Raw genomic sequence first — 17,536 nt, forward strand, 5'->3', positions numbered from 1 at the left:
ACGGCCGCGTCGGAGCGAACGCCGTGGGAACGGCGACGGTGACCGTGACGCACGGGAACCGTGGCGCACGGGAACCGTGATCGGTGACCGTGGTGGCGCGGGAACGGCGGCGTCGTGGTGGCGTGGGTGGTACCGAGCCCGGCTCGGTACCACCCACGCGTCGCCCTGATGGGCCGGCAGGCCCGTCACGGCCAGGTTCATCGGACGCGGGTCCGTCGGTGGCGGGCCCGTCTCACGGATACGACACGACGGTCGACGGCACCGTGGACGTCCCCGACGTGGGGGCCCCGAGGTCGTTGATGACGTGCGCGTACTGGCCGTTGCCGCCGAGGGAGACCACCAGCAGGTCGTGGAACCGCACGCCCGGCCGGTCGGGGGCGGCGAAGCCGTGGTGCTGCACGATCGTCGGGTCGACGTTGTAGTAGCAGTAGCTGCCCAGGCCCCAGCCCTCGTGCGCGGTGACCTGGTCGCCGACCCGGTAGGCGGCGTAGCCCCGGATCGGGCCGTTCTGGATCGCGGCCTGGTTCGGGGCGTCGTAGGCCTTCTCGTTCTGGAAGAAGATCGTGCGGCCGCGCTCGCCGAACCACTGCACGTCGTACTTGTTGAAGTGCTCCACGAACAGGCCGGTGGCCAGGACGTCGTGGCCGTTGACGACGACACCGTGGTCGGCGCGGTTGGTCTCCCAGCCGACGCCCTCGCCGTGGTCGGCGCGCCAGACCCAGGTGTGGTCGACGATGGTATGACGGTTGTTGACGACCAGGCTGGTGGTGGCCTTGCCGGGGCCGGCGCCGCCGATGCGCACGAACACGTCCTGGACGGTGGTCGGGTTGGCCGAGTGGTCGCGCCAGGCGCCGCGCGGCCCGATCTCGACGAGCGTCTCGGAGTTGACCGGGCCGGCGTCGACGAGGAATCCGGCGAGCCGCACCCCGTCGACGTCGGCGACCCGCACCGCCGTGACGCCGTTGTCCGGGATGAGGGTCGCGTACCCCAGACCGAGGACGACGGTGTCCGGCCGGTCGACGCGGATCGGCCGGTCCAGGTGGTAGATGCCCGGCGTCAGCAGCAGGTGGAGCCCTTGCGCGAGCGCCTGGTTGAGGGTGGCGGCGGTGACGCCCGGCCGGGCGACGTAGAAGCGCGACAGCGGCAGCGAGGTGCCGCGCGGGGTGCCGTTGCCCCAGGTGACACCACGTGCGTCGGTCCGCTTCGACGGCAGGAAGACCCGGTACCGGTTGCCGTCGAGGTACAGGAACGGCTTCTCGCGCGAGACGGGCGTCGTGCCCAGCGTGGTGTACGGCGGGTTCGGGAAGCTCTGCGCCGGCGCGCCCTCCACGCCGGAGAACACCATGTTCCACACGCCGTTGAGCCAGCTGCCGATCACGCTGTCCCGGGTGTACCACTGCTGCTGGGAGTAGGGGCCGACCTGGCCGTCGATGCGGCTGTCGGCGATGTAGCCGCCGCTGGCCCAGCCGTAGCCGCTGGGGGCGAGGTCCAGCCCGCCGCGGACGTGCATGCGGCGGAACGGGGCGGCCTGCGCGACCGCCCACCGGTTCGTGCCGTGGGCCGGCACCAGGGCGAGGTTCTCGGCCGAGCGCCAGAAGTTCTGGGTGGCGTTGCCGCCGAACCAGCCGGCGTCGACCGTCACGTCGCCGTGGATCGTCGTGTCGTCGGGTGACAGGCCGAGGCCCGCGATCGAGGTGTAGAAGCCGAGCCGGGCGTTGAGGCCGTGGTAGGTGCCCGGCTTGAACAGCAGGGCGTAGCGGCCGGTGCCGAACTGCGCCGACTCCTGCCGGCGGAACACCTCGTCCAGGCGGGCCTGGATGTCCGGCGTGGACGGGTCGAACACGAGGACGTTCGGTCCGAGGTCGCCGCCGCCCGGCAGGGCGCGCGGACGCCCGGCGCCCGCGGCGGCCGAGGCCGGAGCGGCGGCGGTGAGTCCGGCCAGCGCGGGTGCGGTCGCCGCGGCGGCCGCCAGGACGGCTCTGCGCCGCACGGACGGGGAGTCCGGGGAGTTCTCGGGCATGGGGGCGGCTCTCCTTGTTCAGGAAGTGAACGACGGTGGGGGTGGGAGCGCTCTCTCGCTGCGCATGCTTCAACTGCCCGAACGCGCGCGTCAAGAGGTGCGGCGGAGTTGGGCGAGGCTCGTCGAAACTCTTGACGGCACCTCGCTCCGAGGTTTAACTCACGTTCTGAATTAAGTCCTGAGGGCTTCGGGAGCCCACTCATGCGCACCATGCGGGCCGCGGCCGCAGGCGCCGTCGTGATGTCACTCGGCCTCGCCGTCACGTCCTGCGGTGGATCCCGGACCCGGCCCGGGCGGCGTCGGCTGAAACCAGGTCACCACCCCGTCCGGGAGCCTGCCGCAGTCCGCCGTGGACCGGATCGCGGGCGGGGGAGTGCGGGCGGAGGGGGCGAGTGGGCGGGCCGGGATCCTCGGACCGGACGGGTGTCTCAGCAGTCCCGCAGCTCCGCCGACTGGTTCAGCACCTGCGCCCGCGGCGAGGTGAACCGCTCGTAGGTCTCGCCGCCCCGCGCCCCCGTCCGGAACGCCGCCACCCGGTGGCAGTTCTGGAAGGCGAGCGTGATGTCGAAGTGGCGTTCCAGGGCGCCGCGGATCGAGTCGCTGGCGAGGGCGCGCAGGAGTTGGCCGCGTTCGTGTGCGGAGGGCGGCGGGGTCCGGTTGTCGGCGAACTCGGTTGTGCCGGTGTGGAGTCGGGTGGCGAGGGAGGAGACGAGGTCGTAGGCGTAGGGGAGGGACGTGCGGACGGTGTCCACGAAGTCCTCCTCGCGGATGTCACCGGTCTCGGCCTCGGCGAGGAGTTCCGGGGAGACGTCGAGAGACATGGGGGTGTCCTGTTCTGGAGGGGGTGGGGGAGAGAGGGGACGCCGCGCCGCTGTCCCGGCGCGGCGGGGGGTGGGGTCAGGACAGGGCCTGCGGACCGGGTACGAAGTCCGGGTCCACCTGGGCCGCCAGGTCCTGGCCGGTCGCCGCGTCCGCCCAGGCGCGGGCGTTGCGCAGGTGGAACTCGACGGCGTGGGCGTGGAGGGCCTGCCAGTCGCGGGTGCGGGCGTCGACCGTCTCGCGCAGGACGCGCAGGGCGTGGTGGTTGGCGTCCTCCAACTCGCCCTGTGGGCAGCCGCGTTCGGCGGAGCGCACCCAGGAGGAGTGGACGAGGTGGGTGAGGAGGTCGTCACCCACCTGCTCCTTGAGGAAGAGGAGGTCGTCCTCGCCGGTCACCTTGTTGCCGACCACGGCGAGCGGGATGCCGAACTCGCGGGCGTGGTCGCGGTACTGGCGGTACACGGAGACGCCCTTGCGGGTGGGTTCGGCCACCAGGAACGTCATGTCGAAGCGGGTGAACAGGCCGGAGGCGAAGGCGTCGGCGCCGGCCGTCATGTCGACCACCACGTACTCGCCCGGTCCGTCGACCAGGTGGTTCAGGTACAGCTCCACCGCGCCGAGCTTGGAGTGGTAGCAGGCCACGCCCAGGTCGCTCTCGTCGAACGCGCCGGTGGCCATGAGCGGCACGCCGTTCACGCGACGGACGTGACGGGTGTGGAGCGGGTCGTCGCCCAGCAGGCGCAGCAGGTGCGAGCCGCGGCCGGGCGGGGTGGTCTTGATCATCGCCTCGGGTGAGGTGATGCGGGGGTTGGTGCCGCGCAGCAGGTCCTTGATCCCGGCGAGGTGCTCGGCCAGGGGAGGGGCCGTGAACTCCTCGGCGCCCGAGGGGTCGAGGGCCTCGGCGAGGTGCTGGTTGATGTCGCCGTCGACGGCGAGCACCGGTGCGCCGGAGTGCGCCAGCGCGCGGGCGAAGAGGGCCGACAGGGTCGTCTTGCCGCTGCCGCCCTTGCCCACGAAGGCGACGCGCATCACCGCACCGCCGATGTGAAAATGAATGTCATGTGAGTAGGTTTAGGGGTGGGGTCTGATCTCTGTCAAATCCCCCGCCGTGCCGGCGTGGTGGAAAGTGATCAAGCTTGCTCGAGGGTCTGACCGGGCTGGACGCCAACGGCGCAGCCGCCCCGGCGCTCGCCTCCTCCTGGCGCCGTGCGGACGACCGCACCTGGCTGTTCACCCTGCGCGAGGCCACCTTCCAGGACGGCACCGACGTCACCCCCGCCGCGGTCGCCGCCCTCACCCACGCCACGCGGGCCAGGCCCGCCCCCGCCGCGCTCCTACGAAGGCCATGCCGACCCCGGCGCCGGCATCTACGGACCCGCCGTCACCTGGGCACAGGGCAAGCGCGTCGCACCGGTCGGGGACCGCGCCCTGCGGTTCCCCGGCTGTTCCCGGTGGAGGTGCGGTGACGGCGGTCGCGCCGCTGCCCCGCAAGGGGTGACGGGAACACGGCGCCCCACCGGGCGGGTGGCCTCAACGGGCGTGCCGCCGTCTCACCGGGCGTGCCGCCGTCTCACCGGGCGTGCCGCCGTCTCACCGGGCGTGCCGGGGCGTGCACGGCGAAGGGCCCGGACCGTCCGTGCGGTCCGGGCCCTTAGGGGTCCTTGCACTGTGCCCGCCTGGGCCGCGCGGCCTGATGCCGTGCATCAACCCGCGCCGCCTGACCAGGCGCTCACAGTGCAAGTGCCCCTCAGCCGTCCGGTCAGCGGCCGACCGGTTCCAGGACCTGCGGCAGGGCCGCGACCGGCACCGTCCGCACCGTCGTGACCCGCGAGGTCCGGTACAGCCACAGCACGTCGCGGCCGAAGGACCACAGCAGCAGGCCCAGGGCCAGCAGCACCACACCGAACCCGGCCGGGTACGGCAGCAGGTCCGCGCCCGCCACCAGCAGGCAGATGCCCTGGAGCGCGGCCACCGTCTTGCGGGCGGTGCTCGGCGGGAGCGCGGCGTTCAGCCACGGCGCGACGCGGGCCGCCGCGACGAAGGCGTAGCGCATGACGCCGATCAGCAGCACCCACGGGCCGAACGTCGTCGACACGTACACGCTGAGCACCAGGATCAGGAACGCGTCGACCTCCATGTCGAAGCGCGCGCCCAGCGCCGTCGAGGTGCCCGTGCGGCGGGCGACCTTGCCGTCCACACCGTCCAGCAGCAGCGCCACCGCCGTCAGCCCCACCAGGAGGGAGACGGGCGGCGCGCTCACGAAGGAGTCCGCGACCAGCGCGGTCACCCCGCCGACCAGGGTCGCGCGGCCCAGGGTGACCCGGTTGGCGGGGCCGAAGGTGCGCAGACCGGAGCGGTGCAGCGCGCGGGAGAGCACCGCCCAGGTGGCGACGGCGAAGACGAGCCCGGTCACCCAGCCCGCCGGCCCCATGCCGATCGCCGTGCCGAGCCAGGCCAGCACCAGGATCTGCACGCCCGCTCCCACAGCGGTCTCCTGCTGGACCAGCCTCGCGTCGTAAGTGTTGTTCAGGGCCACCGCACATCCTCCGGCCAGGTGACAGAGTCGATCATCGCCGCGTACTGTGCGCGGCTTGTGCACACCTCGGTACGCACGCAAGTTCCCGATCGTTCAGGAGGACGCCGATGAAGCGCGCCGCACGTGCCTTCTGGCTCGACGCCCCGGGCCGGGGCGCGATCCGCGACCTGACCCTGCCGGACCCGGCCGACGACGAGGTCGTCGTCCGCTCGCTGTATTCCGCGGTCAGCCGCGGCACGGAGACCCTCGTCTTCCGCGGCGGGGTGCCCGAGAGCCAGCACTCCGTCATGCGGGCCCCCTTCCAGGAGGGCGACTTCCCGGCCCCGGTCAAGTACGGGTACCTCAACGTCGGCGTGGTCGAGGAGGGGCCGCGGGACCTCCTCGAGCGGACCGTCTTCTGCCTGTACCCGCACCAGACCCGGTACGTCGTCCCCGCGAGCGCCGTGACGGTCGTCCCCTCCGCCGTGCCCGCCGCACGGGCCGTGCTCGCCGGCACCGTGGAGACCGCCGTCAACGCCCTGTGGGACGCCGCGCCCCTGATCGGCGACCGGATCGCGGTCGTCGGCGGCGGCATGGTCGGCTGCTCGGTCGCCGCGCTGCTGGCCCGGTTCCCCGGCGTGCGCGTGCAGTTGGTGGACGCCGACCCCGCGCGCGCGAAGGTCGCCGAGGCGCTCGGCGTCGGATTCGCCTCCCCCGAGGACGCGCTGGGCGGCTGCGACCTCGTCGTGCACGCCAGCGCCACCGAACAGGGACTCACCCGCTCCCTGGAGCTGCTGACCGCCGAGGGCACGGTCATCGAACTGAGCTGGTACGGCGACCGCACGGTCTCCCTGCCGCTCGGCGAGGCCTTCCACTCGCGGCGTCTGGTCATCCGCAGCAGCCAGGTCGGCACCGTCTCCCCGGCCCGCGCCGGGCGGACGTACGCCGACCGGCTCGCGCTCGCCCTCGACCTGCTCGCCGACCCCGCGCTCGACGCGCTCGTCACCGGGGAGAGCGCGTTCGAGGAGTTGCCGACGGTGATGCCGCGGCTCACCAGCGGTGAGATTCCGGCCCTGTGCCACCGCGTCAGGTACGACAAGAGCGCCTGACCTGAGAAAAGTAGTGAGAGTCGGCTGAACACGGGGAAGCGAAGAGCCGTACTACTCGGCATCCCCGGCAGGTATCGGCCGGGGAACCAGACGCGCCGCACCTGGAGGGTCGTCCGTTGTTCAGTGTCACCGTCCGCGATCACATCATGATCGCCCACAGCTTCCGCGGCGAGGTCTTCGGACCCGCGCAGCGCCTGCACGGAGCGACGTTCCTGGTGGACGCCACGTTCCGCCGCGAGCAGCTGGACGACGACAACATCGTCGTCGACATCGGACTCGCCACGCAGGAACTGGGTGCCGTGGTCAGCGAGCTGAACTACAGGAACCTGGACAACGAGCCCGACTTCGCCGGGATCAACACCTCCACGGAGTTCCTCGCCAAGGTCATCGCCGACCGGCTCGCCGAGCGGATCCACAAGGGCGCGCTCGGCGAGGGCGCCAAGGGCATCGCCGGCCTCTCCGTCACCCTGCACGAGTCGCACGTCGCCTGGGCTAGTTACGAGCGTGCCCTGTGACCGACGTGACCCTGGAGAAGGCCGTGCCGCACGCGCCGCTGGCGTACGTGCCCGCGCCGGCGGCCCCGGTGAAGACGGGCGGGATCATCCCCATGTCCCTGCGTTCCGTGTACTTCGTCATGCCGGGCGGCGTCGACGACCCGGCGAACCCCAGCGGCGGCAACGCCTACGACCGGCGCGTGTGTCTGGACCTGCCGGGCTTCGGCTGGCAGGTCTCCCGGCTCCCGGTGGCCGGCGGGTGGCCCCGCCCCGACGCCGCCGCCCGCGCGGAACTGGCCCGGTCGCTGCGCGCGTTGCCCGACGGCACGGTGGTCCTGATGGACGGCATCGTCGCCTGCGGCGTCCCGGAGATCGTGGTGCCCGAGGCGGAACGGCTGCGGCTCGCCGTCCTCGTCCACCTCCCGCTCGGCGACGAGCGGGGGCTCGCCCCCGAGGTAGCGGCCGACCTGGACGCCCGGGAACGCGCGGTGCTGCGCGCCGTGCCCGCGGTGATCGCCACCAGCGACTGGGCGGTCCGCCGCCTCGTCTCCCACCACGGCCTGGCCCCCGAGAAGGTGCACGTCGCCGCCCCCGGTGCCGACATCGCGCCTCTCGCCTCCGGCACCGACGGAGTCTCCCGTCTGCTGTGCGTGGCCTCCGTCACCCCGCGCAAGGGCCAGCACCGGCTGGTGGAGGCGCTGGCCGCGGTCACCGACCTGCCGTGGAGCTGCGTGTGCGTGGGCGGCCTCGGCCAGGACCCCGCGTACGTCGAACGGCTGCGCCGCCTGATCGAGCGGTACGGCCTGCAGGACCGGCTGGAGCTGGCCGGCCCGAAGTCAGGCGCCGCGCTCGACGCCGCCTACGCCTCCGCCGACCTGATGGTCCTCACCTCCTACGCAGAGACCTACGGCATGGCGGTCACCGAGGCCCTCGCGCGCGGCATCCCCGTCCTCGCCACGGACGTCGGCGGTCTGCCCGAGGCGGTCGGCCGCGCCCCCGACGGCGGCGTCCCCGGCATCCTCGTCCCGCCGGAGGACCCGGCCGCCCTCGCGGCCGAACTGCGCGGCTGGTTCGGCGAGGCGGACGTGCGGCGCCGGCTGAAGGCCGCCGCGCGCGGCCGGCGGGCGGCCCTGAACGGCTGGGCGTCCACCGCCCAGCGCCTGGCCGGCGTCCTGGGCCGGCTTCCCGGTGAACCGCGGAGGGCGGCATGAGCGAGACGACAGCGACGCCTACGGACGTGGTGCGACCCATGGGACACATACCGGGACAGCTCGGACCGAAGGACGCCGACACCGTCATCGAGGGCGCCGGGCCGGTGACCCGCCCCGGCGAGCGACCCACCGTCCGGCTGCGCGAGGACGCCGACGCGCAGGAGCCGCCCCGCTACGCGCCCGAGTGGCTCCAGCTGCGCGAGCCGGCCGACGCCGCCGCGCGGTCGCTGGATCTGCTGGACCCGCTGCGGATCCGGCTCGCCAACCTGCCCGGCCGCTCCGGCGGACTGGTCGTGCACGACCTGGGCTGCGGCACCGGCTCCATGGGCCGCTGGCTCGCGCCCCGCCTGGACGGCCCCCAGCACTGGGTCCTGCACGACCGCGACCCCTACCTGCTGCACTTCGCGGCCGTCGCCTCCCCGCGCTCGGCCGCCGACGGCAGCCGGGTCACCGTCGAGACGCGGCGCGGCGACATCGCCCGGCTCACCCCGGACGCCCTGGGCGGCGCCTCGCTGGTCACCGCCTCGGCCCTGCTCGACGTCCTCACCCGCGAGGAGATCGAGACGCTCGCCGCCGCCTGCGCGGGCGCCGGCTGCCCGGCCCTGCTGACCCTCTCGGTCGCCGGTCGGGTCGAACTCTCCGACCCGGACCCGCTGGACGAGGAGATCGCCGCCGCCTTCAACGACCACCAGCGGCACGGCGGCCTCCTCGGCCCCGACGCGGTGACCGTCGCCTGCGAGGCGTTCGCCGACCGCGGGGCGACCGTGAAGGTGCACCCCAGCGCTTGGCGGCTCGGCCCCGAGGAGGCCGCCCTGACCGCCCAGTGGCTGCGCGGCTGGGTCGGCGCCGCCGTCGAGGAGCGCCCCGACCTCGCCGTCCGCGCCGAGGCCTACCTCGCCTCCCGGCTGGCCGCCTGCGCGGCCGGCGAGCTGCACGCCACCGTCCACCACAGCGACCTGCTCGCCCTGGCCCGTCCGACGGGCGGCAAGTGATGAGCGCGGAGACGGCGGCACCGCTGACATGGGTCGAGGAGACCACGGCGGCCGTACGGCGTCGGCGGCGGGCGGGGCGCGCGAGCCTGGCGACGCAGGCCGGGGTGCCCTCGGCGCGTCCCGGCGCCCGGCGCGGTCCGGCTGACGGCCCGTCGGCCGAGGCGGACGCCGTCGCCGGCCCTCACGCGCCGTCCGTGTCCGCACGGTCCGCCGGGGCGGGCGCCCATGCGAAGCCGGGTCCTGCGTCCGCCGCCCCAACCGGCGCTCACGCAGGGTCCGTTCCGGTGCGGCCGTCCGTCGCCCCCGCCGTCGCCCGGTCCGGTCCCGCCGTCTCGCAGGAGCGTATCGGCGTGGTCGTCGCCGGGGCGCGGACGGCGCCGGGGGGTGCCCGCCGTGTGCTTCCCGCCCTGCGCAAGCACCTCGGCACCCTCGCCGGGGTCACCATCCTCGGCGTGCTGCTGTGGCGCACGGGCACCGGCGTCATGCTGGACGGGCTGCGCCGGATCGACGTGCCGACGCTGCTGGCGGCGCTCGGGATCGGCGCCGTCACCACGGTGTTCAGCGCGTGGCGGTGGGCGCTGGTGGCCCGGGGGCTGCGCATCCGGCTGCCGCTCGGACCGGCCGTGACCGACTACTACCGCTCGCTGTTCCTGAACGCGGCGCTGCCCGGCGGCATCCTCGGCGACGTGCACCGCGCGGTGCGCCACGGACACAGCGCCGGCGACGTCGGACGCGGTGTGCGGGCCGTCGTCCTGGAGCGTACGGCGGGACAGGTGGCGCTGGCCGTGGCGGGTGTGACCGTCCTGCTGACCCTGCCGTCCCCGGTCATGACGGACGTACGGGACTTCGCGCCGCTGGTCGCCCTGGGCGCCGTCGGCGCGTGTGCCGTCGCCGTCGCCGTCCGGACGAACTCCTCGGCGGCGCGCCGGGGCGGGCGGATGCGGGCGGCGCTGGCCGAGGCGCGCGAGGGGCTGCTGTCCCGGCGCAACGGGCCCGGCGTCGCGCTGTCGTCGCTGGTCGTCCTCGCCGGGCACGTCGCGATGTTCGTGGTGGCGGCCCGGGTCGCCGGATCCGGCGCGTCCCTCCTCACGCTGCTGCCGCTCGCGGTCCTCGCCCTGCTCGCCATGGGCGTGCCGCTCAACGTCGGCGGCTGGGGCCCCCGCGAGGGCGTCACCGCGTGGGCGTTCGGCGCGGCAGGTCTCGGCGCGGCCACCGGCCTCGCGGTGTCCGTGGTGTACGGGGTGCTGTGCTTCGTCGCCGCCCTGCCGGGCGCCGTCGTCCTGGTCGTGCGCTGGTACCAGGGCCTGCGGGCCGGGGCGGCCGCACCGGAGGCCGCCGTACCGGCACCCGCGCACCGCTGGGCGCCCGGCCCCGCAACCGACTATCCCCGCTCGCCGGAATCCGCGGCCGCGGAGTCGGAAGTGAGCAACGAGAAATACGCCCCGAAGGAATCCGCCAGGCTCGCCAGGAGTTCCTTGCCCTTTTCCGCGGACCCCAGGGAAGGACGGCCGATGACGCCCGAATCGGTATAGGCGGACATTCCCACGGTGAGCAGATGGCGACGGTCGTCCGCGGTGAAATCGGCGGACTCGTATCCGGGCCGGACCAGTTCGGGATGGGCGTGCAGCAGGATCGAGGTCTCGATCTCCCCGGCGTGCATGTCGGTGAGCAGTGACGTCGCCACCCCGGACCGCTCCCGCGCCGCCTCCCAGTCCTCGGGGGCCGGGAAGAGCGCCATCCGCTCACCGCGGGCGGAGGACTCCTGGACGACGTTGCCCAGGACGTAGTTCCCGCCGTGTCCGTTGACCAGTACCAGGGCCTCGACGCCCGAGCGGCGCAGCGACGCCGCGATGTCCCGTACCACCGCGTGAAGGGTCACGGAGGAGATGCTGACGGTTCCCGGCCAGGCCGCGTGCTCGTGGGAGCATGCGATGGTCACCGGAGGGAGGAGGTGCACCGGGTGTGCGGCGGCGATCTCCCGCGCGACGGCGCACGCGACGAGCGTGTCGGTGGCCAACGGCAGGTACGGGCCGTGCTGTTCGAAACTCCCGACGGGAAGGACCGCCACCTGTGTCGGAAGGCCCGCGCCGCGCGTCCGTACGTCTTCCGTGGTGTCCGCCGGCAACAGTCCGTACGCCGCCGACCGTATTCCCGAAACACTCATCTTTCCCCGGCCTTTCGTCTCTGCTTAGGAAACAGATCATGACAGAAAAAATTGGCGTGCTCGGCAAGAAGACCCCGCAGCGTACCGGTGTGGAACGCGTGGTGAATGCACCCCTGCCCACCGTGCACGGTCAATTCCAGGCGGTCGGTTACCTCGACCACGACCGCGGTGACGAGCAAGTGGCCCTCGTCTACGGCGACATCGGCACCGACGACGTCCTCACCAGGCTGCACTCGGAGTGCCTGACCGGTGACGCGTTCGGCTCCCAGCACTGCGAGTGCGGCGACCAGTTGACGTCCGCGCTGCGGGCCGTCGTCGCCGAGGGCCGCGGCATAGTCGTCTACCTGCGCGGGCACGAGGGCCGGGGCATCGGGCTGCTCGCCAAGCTGCGGGCGATGGCCCTGCAGGCGGAGGGCCTGGACACCGTCGAGGCGAACCTCGCGCTCGGCCTGCCGGTCGACGCCCGCGACTACCGTGTGGCCGCCGAGATCCTCAAGGACCTCGGGGTGCGCTCGGTCCGGCTGATGTCCAACAACCCGCGCAAGCGCGAGGCGCTGGTCGACAACGGCGTGCAGGTCGCCGAGCAGGTGCCGCTGCTGATCCCGCCGTGCGAGAACAACATCACCTACCTGCGCACCAAGCGGGAGCGCCTGGACCACCACCTGCCCCACCTGGACGCGGTGGCGCACTGGTCCTGACCCCGCTCCCGGCTGTCCCATGGTCACTCCCGTGAGCACGGGACCCGGTGGGCGACGAGAGGGGGAGCGCGATGGCCCGGTGTGTCTCGCGGCCCCTCGCGCCCGGTGTCCGGCACGTCCTCGACGGTTCCCTCCCGGCGGGGCCGGCCCGCGCCGCCGGGACCCCAGGGCGGTCGCGGGAGTGGCCGGCCGAACTCGCCGACGAGGGGCTGCCGTTCACCCTGCGCCTCGACGGGCGACGGGTCAGTCCCTGACCGCCTCGTGCACCAGGCGCTTGAGGTCGGGGTAGAGCTTCAGCGACTTCCTCGGCCTCACCTGCGTCAGGAACTGCACGGTCAGGTCGCGGCCCGGGTCGACCCAGAACGTCGTCGTGGCCACCCCGCTCCAGCCGTAGGTGCCGAGCCCGGAGGGCGCCTGGGTGCGCGCCGGGTCGATCACCACGGAGACGCCGAGCCCGAAGCCGACGCCGTCGTTGCCGGGCTCGTCGTGGGCGGGGCGGCTGCCGACCGTACGCAGGTCGGCGCCGCCGGGCAGCTGGTTGCGGGTCATGAGGGCGACCGTCTCCGGTGTGAGCAGCCGGGTGCCGTCGAGTTCGCCGCGGCGGCGCAGCATCTCCATGAAGCGGTGGATGTCGTACGCCGTCGCCACCATGCCGCCGCTGCCCGACAGGAACCGGGGCCGCCCGAACAGCGGCAGCCCGGGGATGGGTTCGATGCCGCCGTCGTCGGTGTCCCCGTACAGCTCGGCGAGCCGACGGGCCTGTTCGTCGGAGACCTGGAAGCCGGCGTCCGTCATGCCGAGGGGGTGCAGGACCCGCTCGGCGAGGAACTCGTCGAGCGGCTGCCCGGAGACCACCTCGATGATCCGCCCCAGCACGTTGGTGGCCACCGAGTAGTTCCACTGGGTGCCCGGCTCGAACTGCAACGGCAGCCGCGCGTAAGCGTCGACGGTCTGCGCCAGGTTCGACCCGGGCAGCACCGCCGAGTCCAGCCCGGCCTCCCGGTAGAGGGCGTCCACGGGGTGGCAGTGGTAGAAGGCGAAGGTGAGGCCGGCGGTGTGGGTCATCAGGTGCCGCACGAGGACGGGCTGTTCCACCGGCCGGGTGGTCAGGCCGGCGCCCGAGCCGCTGACGTACACCCGCTGGTCGGCGAAGGCCGGCAGGTGGTCGGCGATCGGGTCGTCGAGGGACAGGCGGCCCTCCTCCACCAGCATCAGGGCGCCGACCGAGGTGACCGGCTTGGTCATCGAGTAGATCCGCCAGAGGGTGTCCGGCTCCACCGGGAGGCCGGCGGCGAGGTCGCGGTGGCCGTACGCGGTGAGGTGCGCGACCTTCCCGCCGCGTGCGACGGCCACGAGGAAACCGGGCAGGCGCCCGCCGTCGACGTGGTCGGCGACAAACCGGTCGAGGCGCTCCAGTGCCCTCCCGTCCAGCCCGACCTCGCCGGGGTCGACCTCTCGTCGCAGCTGTGCCATCGCTCTCCTCCGGTGCGTTCGTTCGAGGTGCGGTCCGGCGTACCGTGCCGGGACGGCCTCAGATCTCATGGTCGCGCAGGGATGGCGCGAAAGGATCTCTTTCGACGCCGTGACGGGTGTGCTCTGTGTCGCTTCGAGTGACGCCGGGGCCGCCGGGCGGGGCACCATCGGGGCGGTGCGGGAGGTCCGGCGAGCCGGGTCCTCCGGGAGTGTCGCCGCGCAGGGGGTGCGGGTCGGCGGTGGCGGCGCGCGGCTCGACGGGTACGCCGTGCGGCTCGCTGTGGACCGGGTGCGGTCCGGCGGGGGGCTCGACGCGGGCCGGGTGGGGCTCGGCGGGGGGTTCGGTGCGGGCGGTCTGTGGTCCGGCGTGGGCCGGGTGCGGTCCGGCCTGCGGATCGGCGTGGGGTTCGGCGTCGGGTCCGGTGAGGACCGCGCGTGGTCCGGCGGGCAGGGCGTGCGGTGGGGTGGGTGCGGCGTGCGGTCGGCCCGGCAGGGCCCGGCACAGGGGGATCGCCGCCACCACCGCCACCGCCAGCACGACGAGCGGCGACCGGGCGGCGCCGTCGGCCATGAGCACGGTCGCCGACGCCACGCCGAGCACCGGCCCGATGTTCATCGCCGTCTGCTGCAAGCCTCCCGCCACCCCGGCCGCCCGCGCGGGAGCCTGCCGTACGACGACATGGGTGGCCGCCACCATCACCGCGCCGAAACCGGCACCGAGCAGGGCGAAACCGAGGCAGAAGCCCACCGGACCGGACGCCCGGGCGAGGACGAGCAGACCGGCGGCGAGCAGGGCCGTCGCTCCCGTGACCGTCGGGCGGGCGCCGGCGCGGCGCAGCAGGACGGCGGACCCGGGCGCCGCGGCGATCAGCAGCACGGCCAGCGGCAGTGCGAGCAGCGCGGTCGCCAGTGGTGTCAGGGCCAGGTCGTCCTGGAGGACGTACACGCAGGCGAAGAGCCCGCCGTTGAGCGCCGCCGAGACGACGACCAGTACGGCCAGCGCCGCGCCGACCGCCGGGGCCCCGACGACGTCCGGGGGCAGCAGCGGGCAGGGCGCGCGGCGTTCGTGCCGGACGAAGGCCGCTCCGGCGACGACCGCCGCCGCGGCCACCAGGGCGCCGGGCGCGCCGGTCACGTCGAACGGGTCGACGAGCGTGTGCACCAGGCACGCCAGGGCCACCGCGAGCAGCAGCGCCCCGGGCACGTCCAGCGCCGTACCGTCCCTCCGGTGCGTCCGCTCCTCCCGGGAGGCGAGGGCGAGCCCGCCGAACGCCAGCGCGGGCACGACGTTCAGCAGGAACACGGCCCGCCAGCCGTATCCGGTCGTCAGCGCCCCGCCCACCACCGGCCCGGCCGCGGCCGCCAGGCCGATCGCCGCCGTCCGCACCGCGATCGGCCGCCGCAGCCCCTCCGGCGGGTACGCCGCCCGCAGCATTCCGAGTGTCGCCGGCTGCAACAGCGCCCCGAACACTCCCTGGAGGACCCGCAGTCCGATCACCCAGCCCACGCCGGGCGCCACGGCGATGCCCGCCGACGCGGCACCGAAGCCGAGCATGCCGACGGCGAACGCACGCCGGTGCCCGTACCGGTCGCCGAGCCGCCCGGCGAAGACCAACAGGCTCGCCACGACGACGAGATACCCGGTGCTGGTCCACTGGACCTGCGCGAAGGAGGCGCCCAGGTCGTCCTGGAGGGTGGGCTGGGCGACGGTGAGGACGGTGCCGTCCAGGGCGACGACGGCGGCGCCGGCCACACTGCTCGCGAGGGTCAGGGAGCGGTTCACCGGCCGTCCCGGGGTCCCAGGTGCGCGTCGAGAGCGGTGCGCAGCAGCGCCTCGACGTCCTCGGTGCCCGTGGCCAGTTGGAGACTGCCCCAGGCCCACAGCTGGGCGACGCCGTGCAGGTTCGCCCAGAGCGCCCCGGCGACCGCGCGGGCGTCGGCGTCGGGGCGCACCCGGCCCACCAGCTCCACCAGCACCCCGAACAGCGGCAGGCTGGTGTCCCGCAGCCGCAGGTGACCGCTCTCCAACAGGTCGTGACGGAACATCAGCTCGTACATGCCGGGGTGGTCGAGGGCGAACCGCAGGTAGGTGCGGCCGAGTTCGGTGAGCTGGGTGCGCGGCGGGGCGGTGCCGTCGCCGAGGGCCGTCGTCACCCGGCCGGCCAGTTCGGTGAAGCCCCGGCGGGCGATCGCCGACAACAGCTCCAGGTGGGTGGGGAAGTAGCGGCGCGGCGCCCCGTGCGAGACGCCGGCGCGGCGGGCGATCTCCCGCAGCGTGAGCGCCCCCACGCCCTCCCGGGCCAGCAGGTCCACCCCGGCCTCGACGAGGCGGACCCGCAGGTCCGCCTCCGGCTTGTGCTCCGACTCGGCATCACTCATAGACACTGTCTACCAGGCGGTGGTAGACAGTGTCTACGCGAGGCGGGGGGACGGTGCCTGCTCGCGGGGGTGCGCGCGGGGGAATGCGGACCGCTCGGCGGCCGGTTGTGCCGGACATGACTCAGGACACGACACAGCACGCCCTGCTCGCGCTGCTCGCCGAGAGCCGCGGCGGGGTACTGGTCACGCTCAAGCGGGACGGTCGCCCCCAGCTGTCGAACGTCGGCCACCACTACGACCCGGACGAGAGGGTCGTCCGGATCTCCGTCACCGCCGACCGCGCCAAGACCCGCAACCTGCGCCGGGACCCGCGGGCCTCCTACCACGTGTCCACCGCCGACCGTCGCGCGTACACGGTCGTCGAGGCCGTCGCCGAGCTCTCGCCCGTCGCCGAGCACCCCTACGACGACACGGTCGAGGAACTCGTCCGCCTCTACCGCGACCTCGCGGGCGAGCACCCGGACTGGGACGACTTCCGGGCGGCGATGGTCCGCGACCGCCGGCTGGTGGCACGCCTGCGGGTGGAGCGGGCGTACGGCATCCCGAAGCGGACCGAGGAGGCGTAGGCCGTCGAGCGCTCTGGGCCGGCGGACTGGGACTGGGCGTCCTGGCCAGGGTCGCGGGACGGCCTGCTGGCGCTGTGCCGACGGGCCTGGTCCGACGGGCCTGGTCCGACGGGTGACGGCCGGCGGCGACCCCGCGGCGCTCACGCCGTGACCGTCTCTAGCCGCGACGCCTTGCCCACGCGGCCGCCGACGTGCACGGGGAAGAGGGCGCCGACCGGGCGGCCGCGCAGGCGACGCCGAACGTGGCCGGCGCCGGCGTTGCGGACCGTCAAGGGGTCGCGCCGCGCCGGGTCAGTCCGCGGCCCGCTCCGCCGTCAGGTAGGCGATCACCATGTCCCCGAGCATGGCGCGGTAGTGCTCCCGCTGCGCCGGGTCGACCAGGTCCCGCCCGAACAGCGCGCCGAAGGTGTGCCGGTTGGCCACCCGGAAGAAGCAGAAGGAACTGATCATCGCGTGCAGGTCGACGGCGTCGACGTCGGCCGTGAACAGGCCGGACTCCTGCCCCGCGGCCAGGATGCCGCGGATCACCTCGAGCGCGGGGGAGCCGATCTTCCCCAGTCGCTCGGAGGCGGCGATGTGCACGGCGCCGTGGATGTTCTCGATGCTGACCAGCCGGATGAAGTCCGGGTGCCGCTCGTGGTGGTCGAAGGTCAGCTCCGCCAGCCGGCGGACGGCCGCCACCGGGTCCAGGTGTTCGACGTCGAGCCGCTGCTCCGCCTCGCGGATCACGCCGTACGCCCGCTCCAGGACGGCGGTGAACAGCTGCTCCTTGCCGCCGAAGTAGTAGTAGATCATCCGCTTGGTGGTGCGGGTGCGGGCGGCAATCTCGTCGACGCGCGCGCCGTCGTAGCCGGCCCGGGCGAACTCCTGTGTGGCCACGTCGAGGATCTCGGCCCGGGTGCGGGCGGCGTCTCGGATCCGCCCGCCGGGTCGTGCCGGTTCCTCGACGCTGGTCATCGGTCTCCTCCGGGACGGTGGTCGGGTCCCGCGATTGTAGGAGCTCGCCGGGAAGGGGTTCCGTCGCCGGGGGGCGAGGCCGTCCACCGGCCCCTGGACACCGCGCCGCTGCGCGCGGCGCGTCCTTCGCTGCGCCACG

General features: G+C 74.0%; 14 protein-coding genes and 4 pseudogenes. 9 read left to right on the top strand and 9 right to left on the bottom strand.

Translation table 11 applies throughout. From position 1 onward, the window contains the following. Window positions 1-232: 232 nt before the first annotated feature. From ACZ4YY_RS05650 to ACZ4YY_RS05660, 3 genes are all read right to left on the bottom strand, one after another. Window positions 233-2,020, bottom strand: coding sequence for a coagulation factor 5/8 type domain-containing protein (locus ACZ4YY_RS05650; RefSeq protein ID WP_468284129.1), 1,788 nt, complete (start codon window positions 2,018-2,020; stop codon window positions 233-235). Between the two features lie 428 nt (window positions 2,021-2,448). Beyond that, window positions 2,449-2,841, bottom strand: a complete 393-nt coding sequence (locus ACZ4YY_RS05655; protein ID WP_468284131.1) for an SCO5389 family protein — start codon at window positions 2,839-2,841, stop codon at window positions 2,449-2,451. Between the two features lie 76 nt (window positions 2,842-2,917). Then, window positions 2,918-3,868, bottom strand: a complete 951-nt coding sequence (locus ACZ4YY_RS05660) for an ATP-binding protein (RefSeq protein ID WP_468284133.1) — start codon at window positions 3,866-3,868, stop codon at window positions 2,918-2,920. Between the two features lie 113 nt (window positions 3,869-3,981). On the opposite strand from ACZ4YY_RS05660, the pseudogene ACZ4YY_RS05665 reads away from it, so the two are divergent. Beyond that, window positions 3,982-4,173 (top strand): annotated as a pseudogene (locus tag ACZ4YY_RS05665) (ABC transporter substrate-binding protein); the annotation flags it as partial. A 425-nt stretch (window positions 4,174-4,598) separates the two neighbouring features. Here the strand turns inward: ACZ4YY_RS05665 and ACZ4YY_RS05670 are convergent. Beyond that, on the bottom strand, window positions 4,599-5,375 hold the full coding sequence (locus ACZ4YY_RS05670) for a CDP-alcohol phosphatidyltransferase family protein (protein WP_468284135.1): 777 nt from the start codon (window positions 5,373-5,375) through the stop codon (window positions 4,599-4,601). Between the two features lie 107 nt (window positions 5,376-5,482). Here ACZ4YY_RS05670 and ACZ4YY_RS05675 point away from each other — a divergent pair, with 107 nt between their 5' ends. From ACZ4YY_RS05675 to ACZ4YY_RS05695, 5 genes and pseudogenes are all read left to right on the top strand, one after another. Next, on the top strand, window positions 5,483-6,463 hold the full coding sequence (locus ACZ4YY_RS05675; protein WP_468284137.1) for a zinc-dependent alcohol dehydrogenase: 981 nt from the start codon (window positions 5,483-5,485) through the stop codon (window positions 6,461-6,463). 116 nt (window positions 6,464-6,579) lie between these two features. Then, on the top strand, window positions 6,580-6,978 hold the full coding sequence (locus ACZ4YY_RS05680) for a 6-pyruvoyl trahydropterin synthase family protein (protein WP_133925701.1): 399 nt from the start codon (window positions 6,580-6,582) through the stop codon (window positions 6,976-6,978). After that, window positions 6,975-8,168, top strand: coding sequence for a glycosyltransferase family 4 protein (locus ACZ4YY_RS05685; protein ID WP_468284139.1), 1,194 nt, complete (start codon window positions 6,975-6,977; stop codon window positions 8,166-8,168). Before ACZ4YY_RS05680 ends, ACZ4YY_RS05685 begins: the two co-directional genes overlap by 4 nt. 38 nt (window positions 8,169-8,206) lie before the next feature. After that, on the top strand, window positions 8,207-9,160 hold the full coding sequence (locus tag ACZ4YY_RS05690) for a class I SAM-dependent methyltransferase (RefSeq protein ID WP_468284370.1): 954 nt from the start codon (window positions 8,207-8,209) through the stop codon (window positions 9,158-9,160). Between the two features lie 482 nt (window positions 9,161-9,642). Next, a pseudogene (locus ACZ4YY_RS05695) lies at window positions 9,643-10,365 on the top strand (lysylphosphatidylglycerol synthase transmembrane domain-containing protein); the annotation flags it as partial. Between the two features lie 176 nt (window positions 10,366-10,541). Here ACZ4YY_RS05695 and ACZ4YY_RS05700 read toward each other — a convergent pair. Continuing rightward, complete coding sequence (locus ACZ4YY_RS05700; RefSeq protein WP_468284141.1) at window positions 10,542-11,324, bottom strand: creatininase family protein; 783 nt, start codon at window positions 11,322-11,324, stop codon at window positions 10,542-10,544. Between the two features lie 38 nt (window positions 11,325-11,362). Between ACZ4YY_RS05700 and ribA the strand changes: the two genes are divergently transcribed. Together ribA and ACZ4YY_RS05710 are read left to right on the top strand one after the other, a co-directional pair. Then, a complete protein-coding gene (ribA, locus tag ACZ4YY_RS05705; protein ID WP_468284142.1) occupies window positions 11,363-12,022 on the top strand; it encodes a GTP cyclohydrolase II in 660 nt (219 codons plus the stop codon). Window positions 12,023-12,063: 41 nt separating this feature from the next. After that, window positions 12,064-12,276, top strand: a pseudogene (locus tag ACZ4YY_RS05710) (saccharopine dehydrogenase); the annotation flags it as partial. Here ACZ4YY_RS05710 and ACZ4YY_RS05715 read toward each other — a convergent pair. From ACZ4YY_RS05715 to ACZ4YY_RS05725, 3 genes and pseudogenes are all read right to left on the bottom strand, one after another. Beyond that, a complete protein-coding gene (locus ACZ4YY_RS05715) occupies window positions 12,266-13,495 on the bottom strand; it encodes a serine hydrolase domain-containing protein (RefSeq protein ID WP_468284143.1) in 1,230 nt (409 codons plus the stop codon). The pseudogene ACZ4YY_RS05710 and the gene ACZ4YY_RS05715 sit on opposite strands and share 11 nt — an antisense overlap. Window positions 13,496-13,934: 439 nt before the next feature. Continuing rightward, a pseudogene (locus tag ACZ4YY_RS05720) lies at window positions 13,935-15,278 on the bottom strand (MFS transporter); the annotation flags it as partial. Then, window positions 15,275-15,874 (bottom strand): TetR/AcrR family transcriptional regulator, encoded by a 600-nt coding sequence (locus ACZ4YY_RS05725; RefSeq protein WP_468284144.1) that lies wholly within the window; start codon window positions 15,872-15,874, stop codon window positions 15,275-15,277. The gene ACZ4YY_RS05725 and the pseudogene ACZ4YY_RS05720, both read right to left, overlap by 4 nt. 116 nt (window positions 15,875-15,990) lie before the next feature. Between ACZ4YY_RS05725 and ACZ4YY_RS05730 the strand changes: the two genes are divergently transcribed. Further along, the gene (locus ACZ4YY_RS05730) at window positions 15,991-16,440 is read left to right on the top strand and encodes a PPOX class F420-dependent oxidoreductase (protein ID WP_468284145.1); all 450 of its coding nucleotides are present in this window, start codon (window positions 15,991-15,993) and stop codon (window positions 16,438-16,440) included. A gap of 291 nt (window positions 16,441-16,731) precedes the next feature. On the opposite strand, the gene ACZ4YY_RS05735 is transcribed toward ACZ4YY_RS05730, so the two are convergent. Then, a complete protein-coding gene (locus ACZ4YY_RS05735) occupies window positions 16,732-17,397 on the bottom strand; it encodes a TetR family transcriptional regulator (RefSeq protein WP_468284146.1) in 666 nt (221 codons plus the stop codon). Window positions 17,398-17,536 lie beyond the last annotated feature (139 nt).

The organism is Streptomyces sp. NPDC030143, assembly GCF_055573695.1.

Bases quoted from the DNA above. Each gene is read 5' to 3' on its own strand.
- ACZ4YY_RS05700 (WP_468284141.1), bottom strand. From the start codon at position 11,324: ATGAGTGTTTCGGGAATACGGTCGGCGGCGTACGGACTGTTGCCGGCG.
- ACZ4YY_RS05730 (WP_468284145.1), top strand. From the start codon at position 15,991: ATGACTCAGGACACGACACAGCACGCCCTGCTCGCGCTGCTCGCCGAG.
- ACZ4YY_RS05650 (WP_468284129.1), bottom strand. From the start codon at position 2,020: ATGCCCGAGAACTCCCCGGACTCCCCGTCCGTGCGGCGCAGAGCCGTC.
- ACZ4YY_RS05725 (WP_468284144.1), bottom strand. From the start codon at position 15,874: ATGAGTGATGCCGAGTCGGAGCACAAGCCGGAGGCGGACCTGCGGGTC.
- ACZ4YY_RS05660 (WP_468284133.1), bottom strand. From the start codon at position 3,868: ATGCGCGTCGCCTTCGTGGGCAAGGGCGGCAGCGGCAAGACGACCCTG.
- ACZ4YY_RS05675 (WP_468284137.1), top strand. From the start codon at position 5,483: ATGAAGCGCGCCGCACGTGCCTTCTGGCTCGACGCCCCGGGCCGGGGC.
- ACZ4YY_RS05735 (WP_468284146.1), bottom strand. From the start codon at position 17,397: ATGACCAGCGTCGAGGAACCGGCACGACCCGGCGGGCGGATCCGAGAC.
- ribA (WP_468284142.1), top strand. From the start codon at position 11,363: ATGACAGAAAAAATTGGCGTGCTCGGCAAGAAGACCCCGCAGCGTACC.
- ACZ4YY_RS05690 (WP_468284370.1), top strand. From the start codon at position 8,207: ATGGGACACATACCGGGACAGCTCGGACCGAAGGACGCCGACACCGTC.
- ACZ4YY_RS05655 (WP_468284131.1), bottom strand. From the start codon at position 2,841: ATGTCTCTCGACGTCTCCCCGGAACTCCTCGCCGAGGCCGAGACCGGT.
- ACZ4YY_RS05715 (WP_468284143.1), bottom strand. From the start codon at position 13,495: ATGGCACAGCTGCGACGAGAGGTCGACCCCGGCGAGGTCGGGCTGGAC.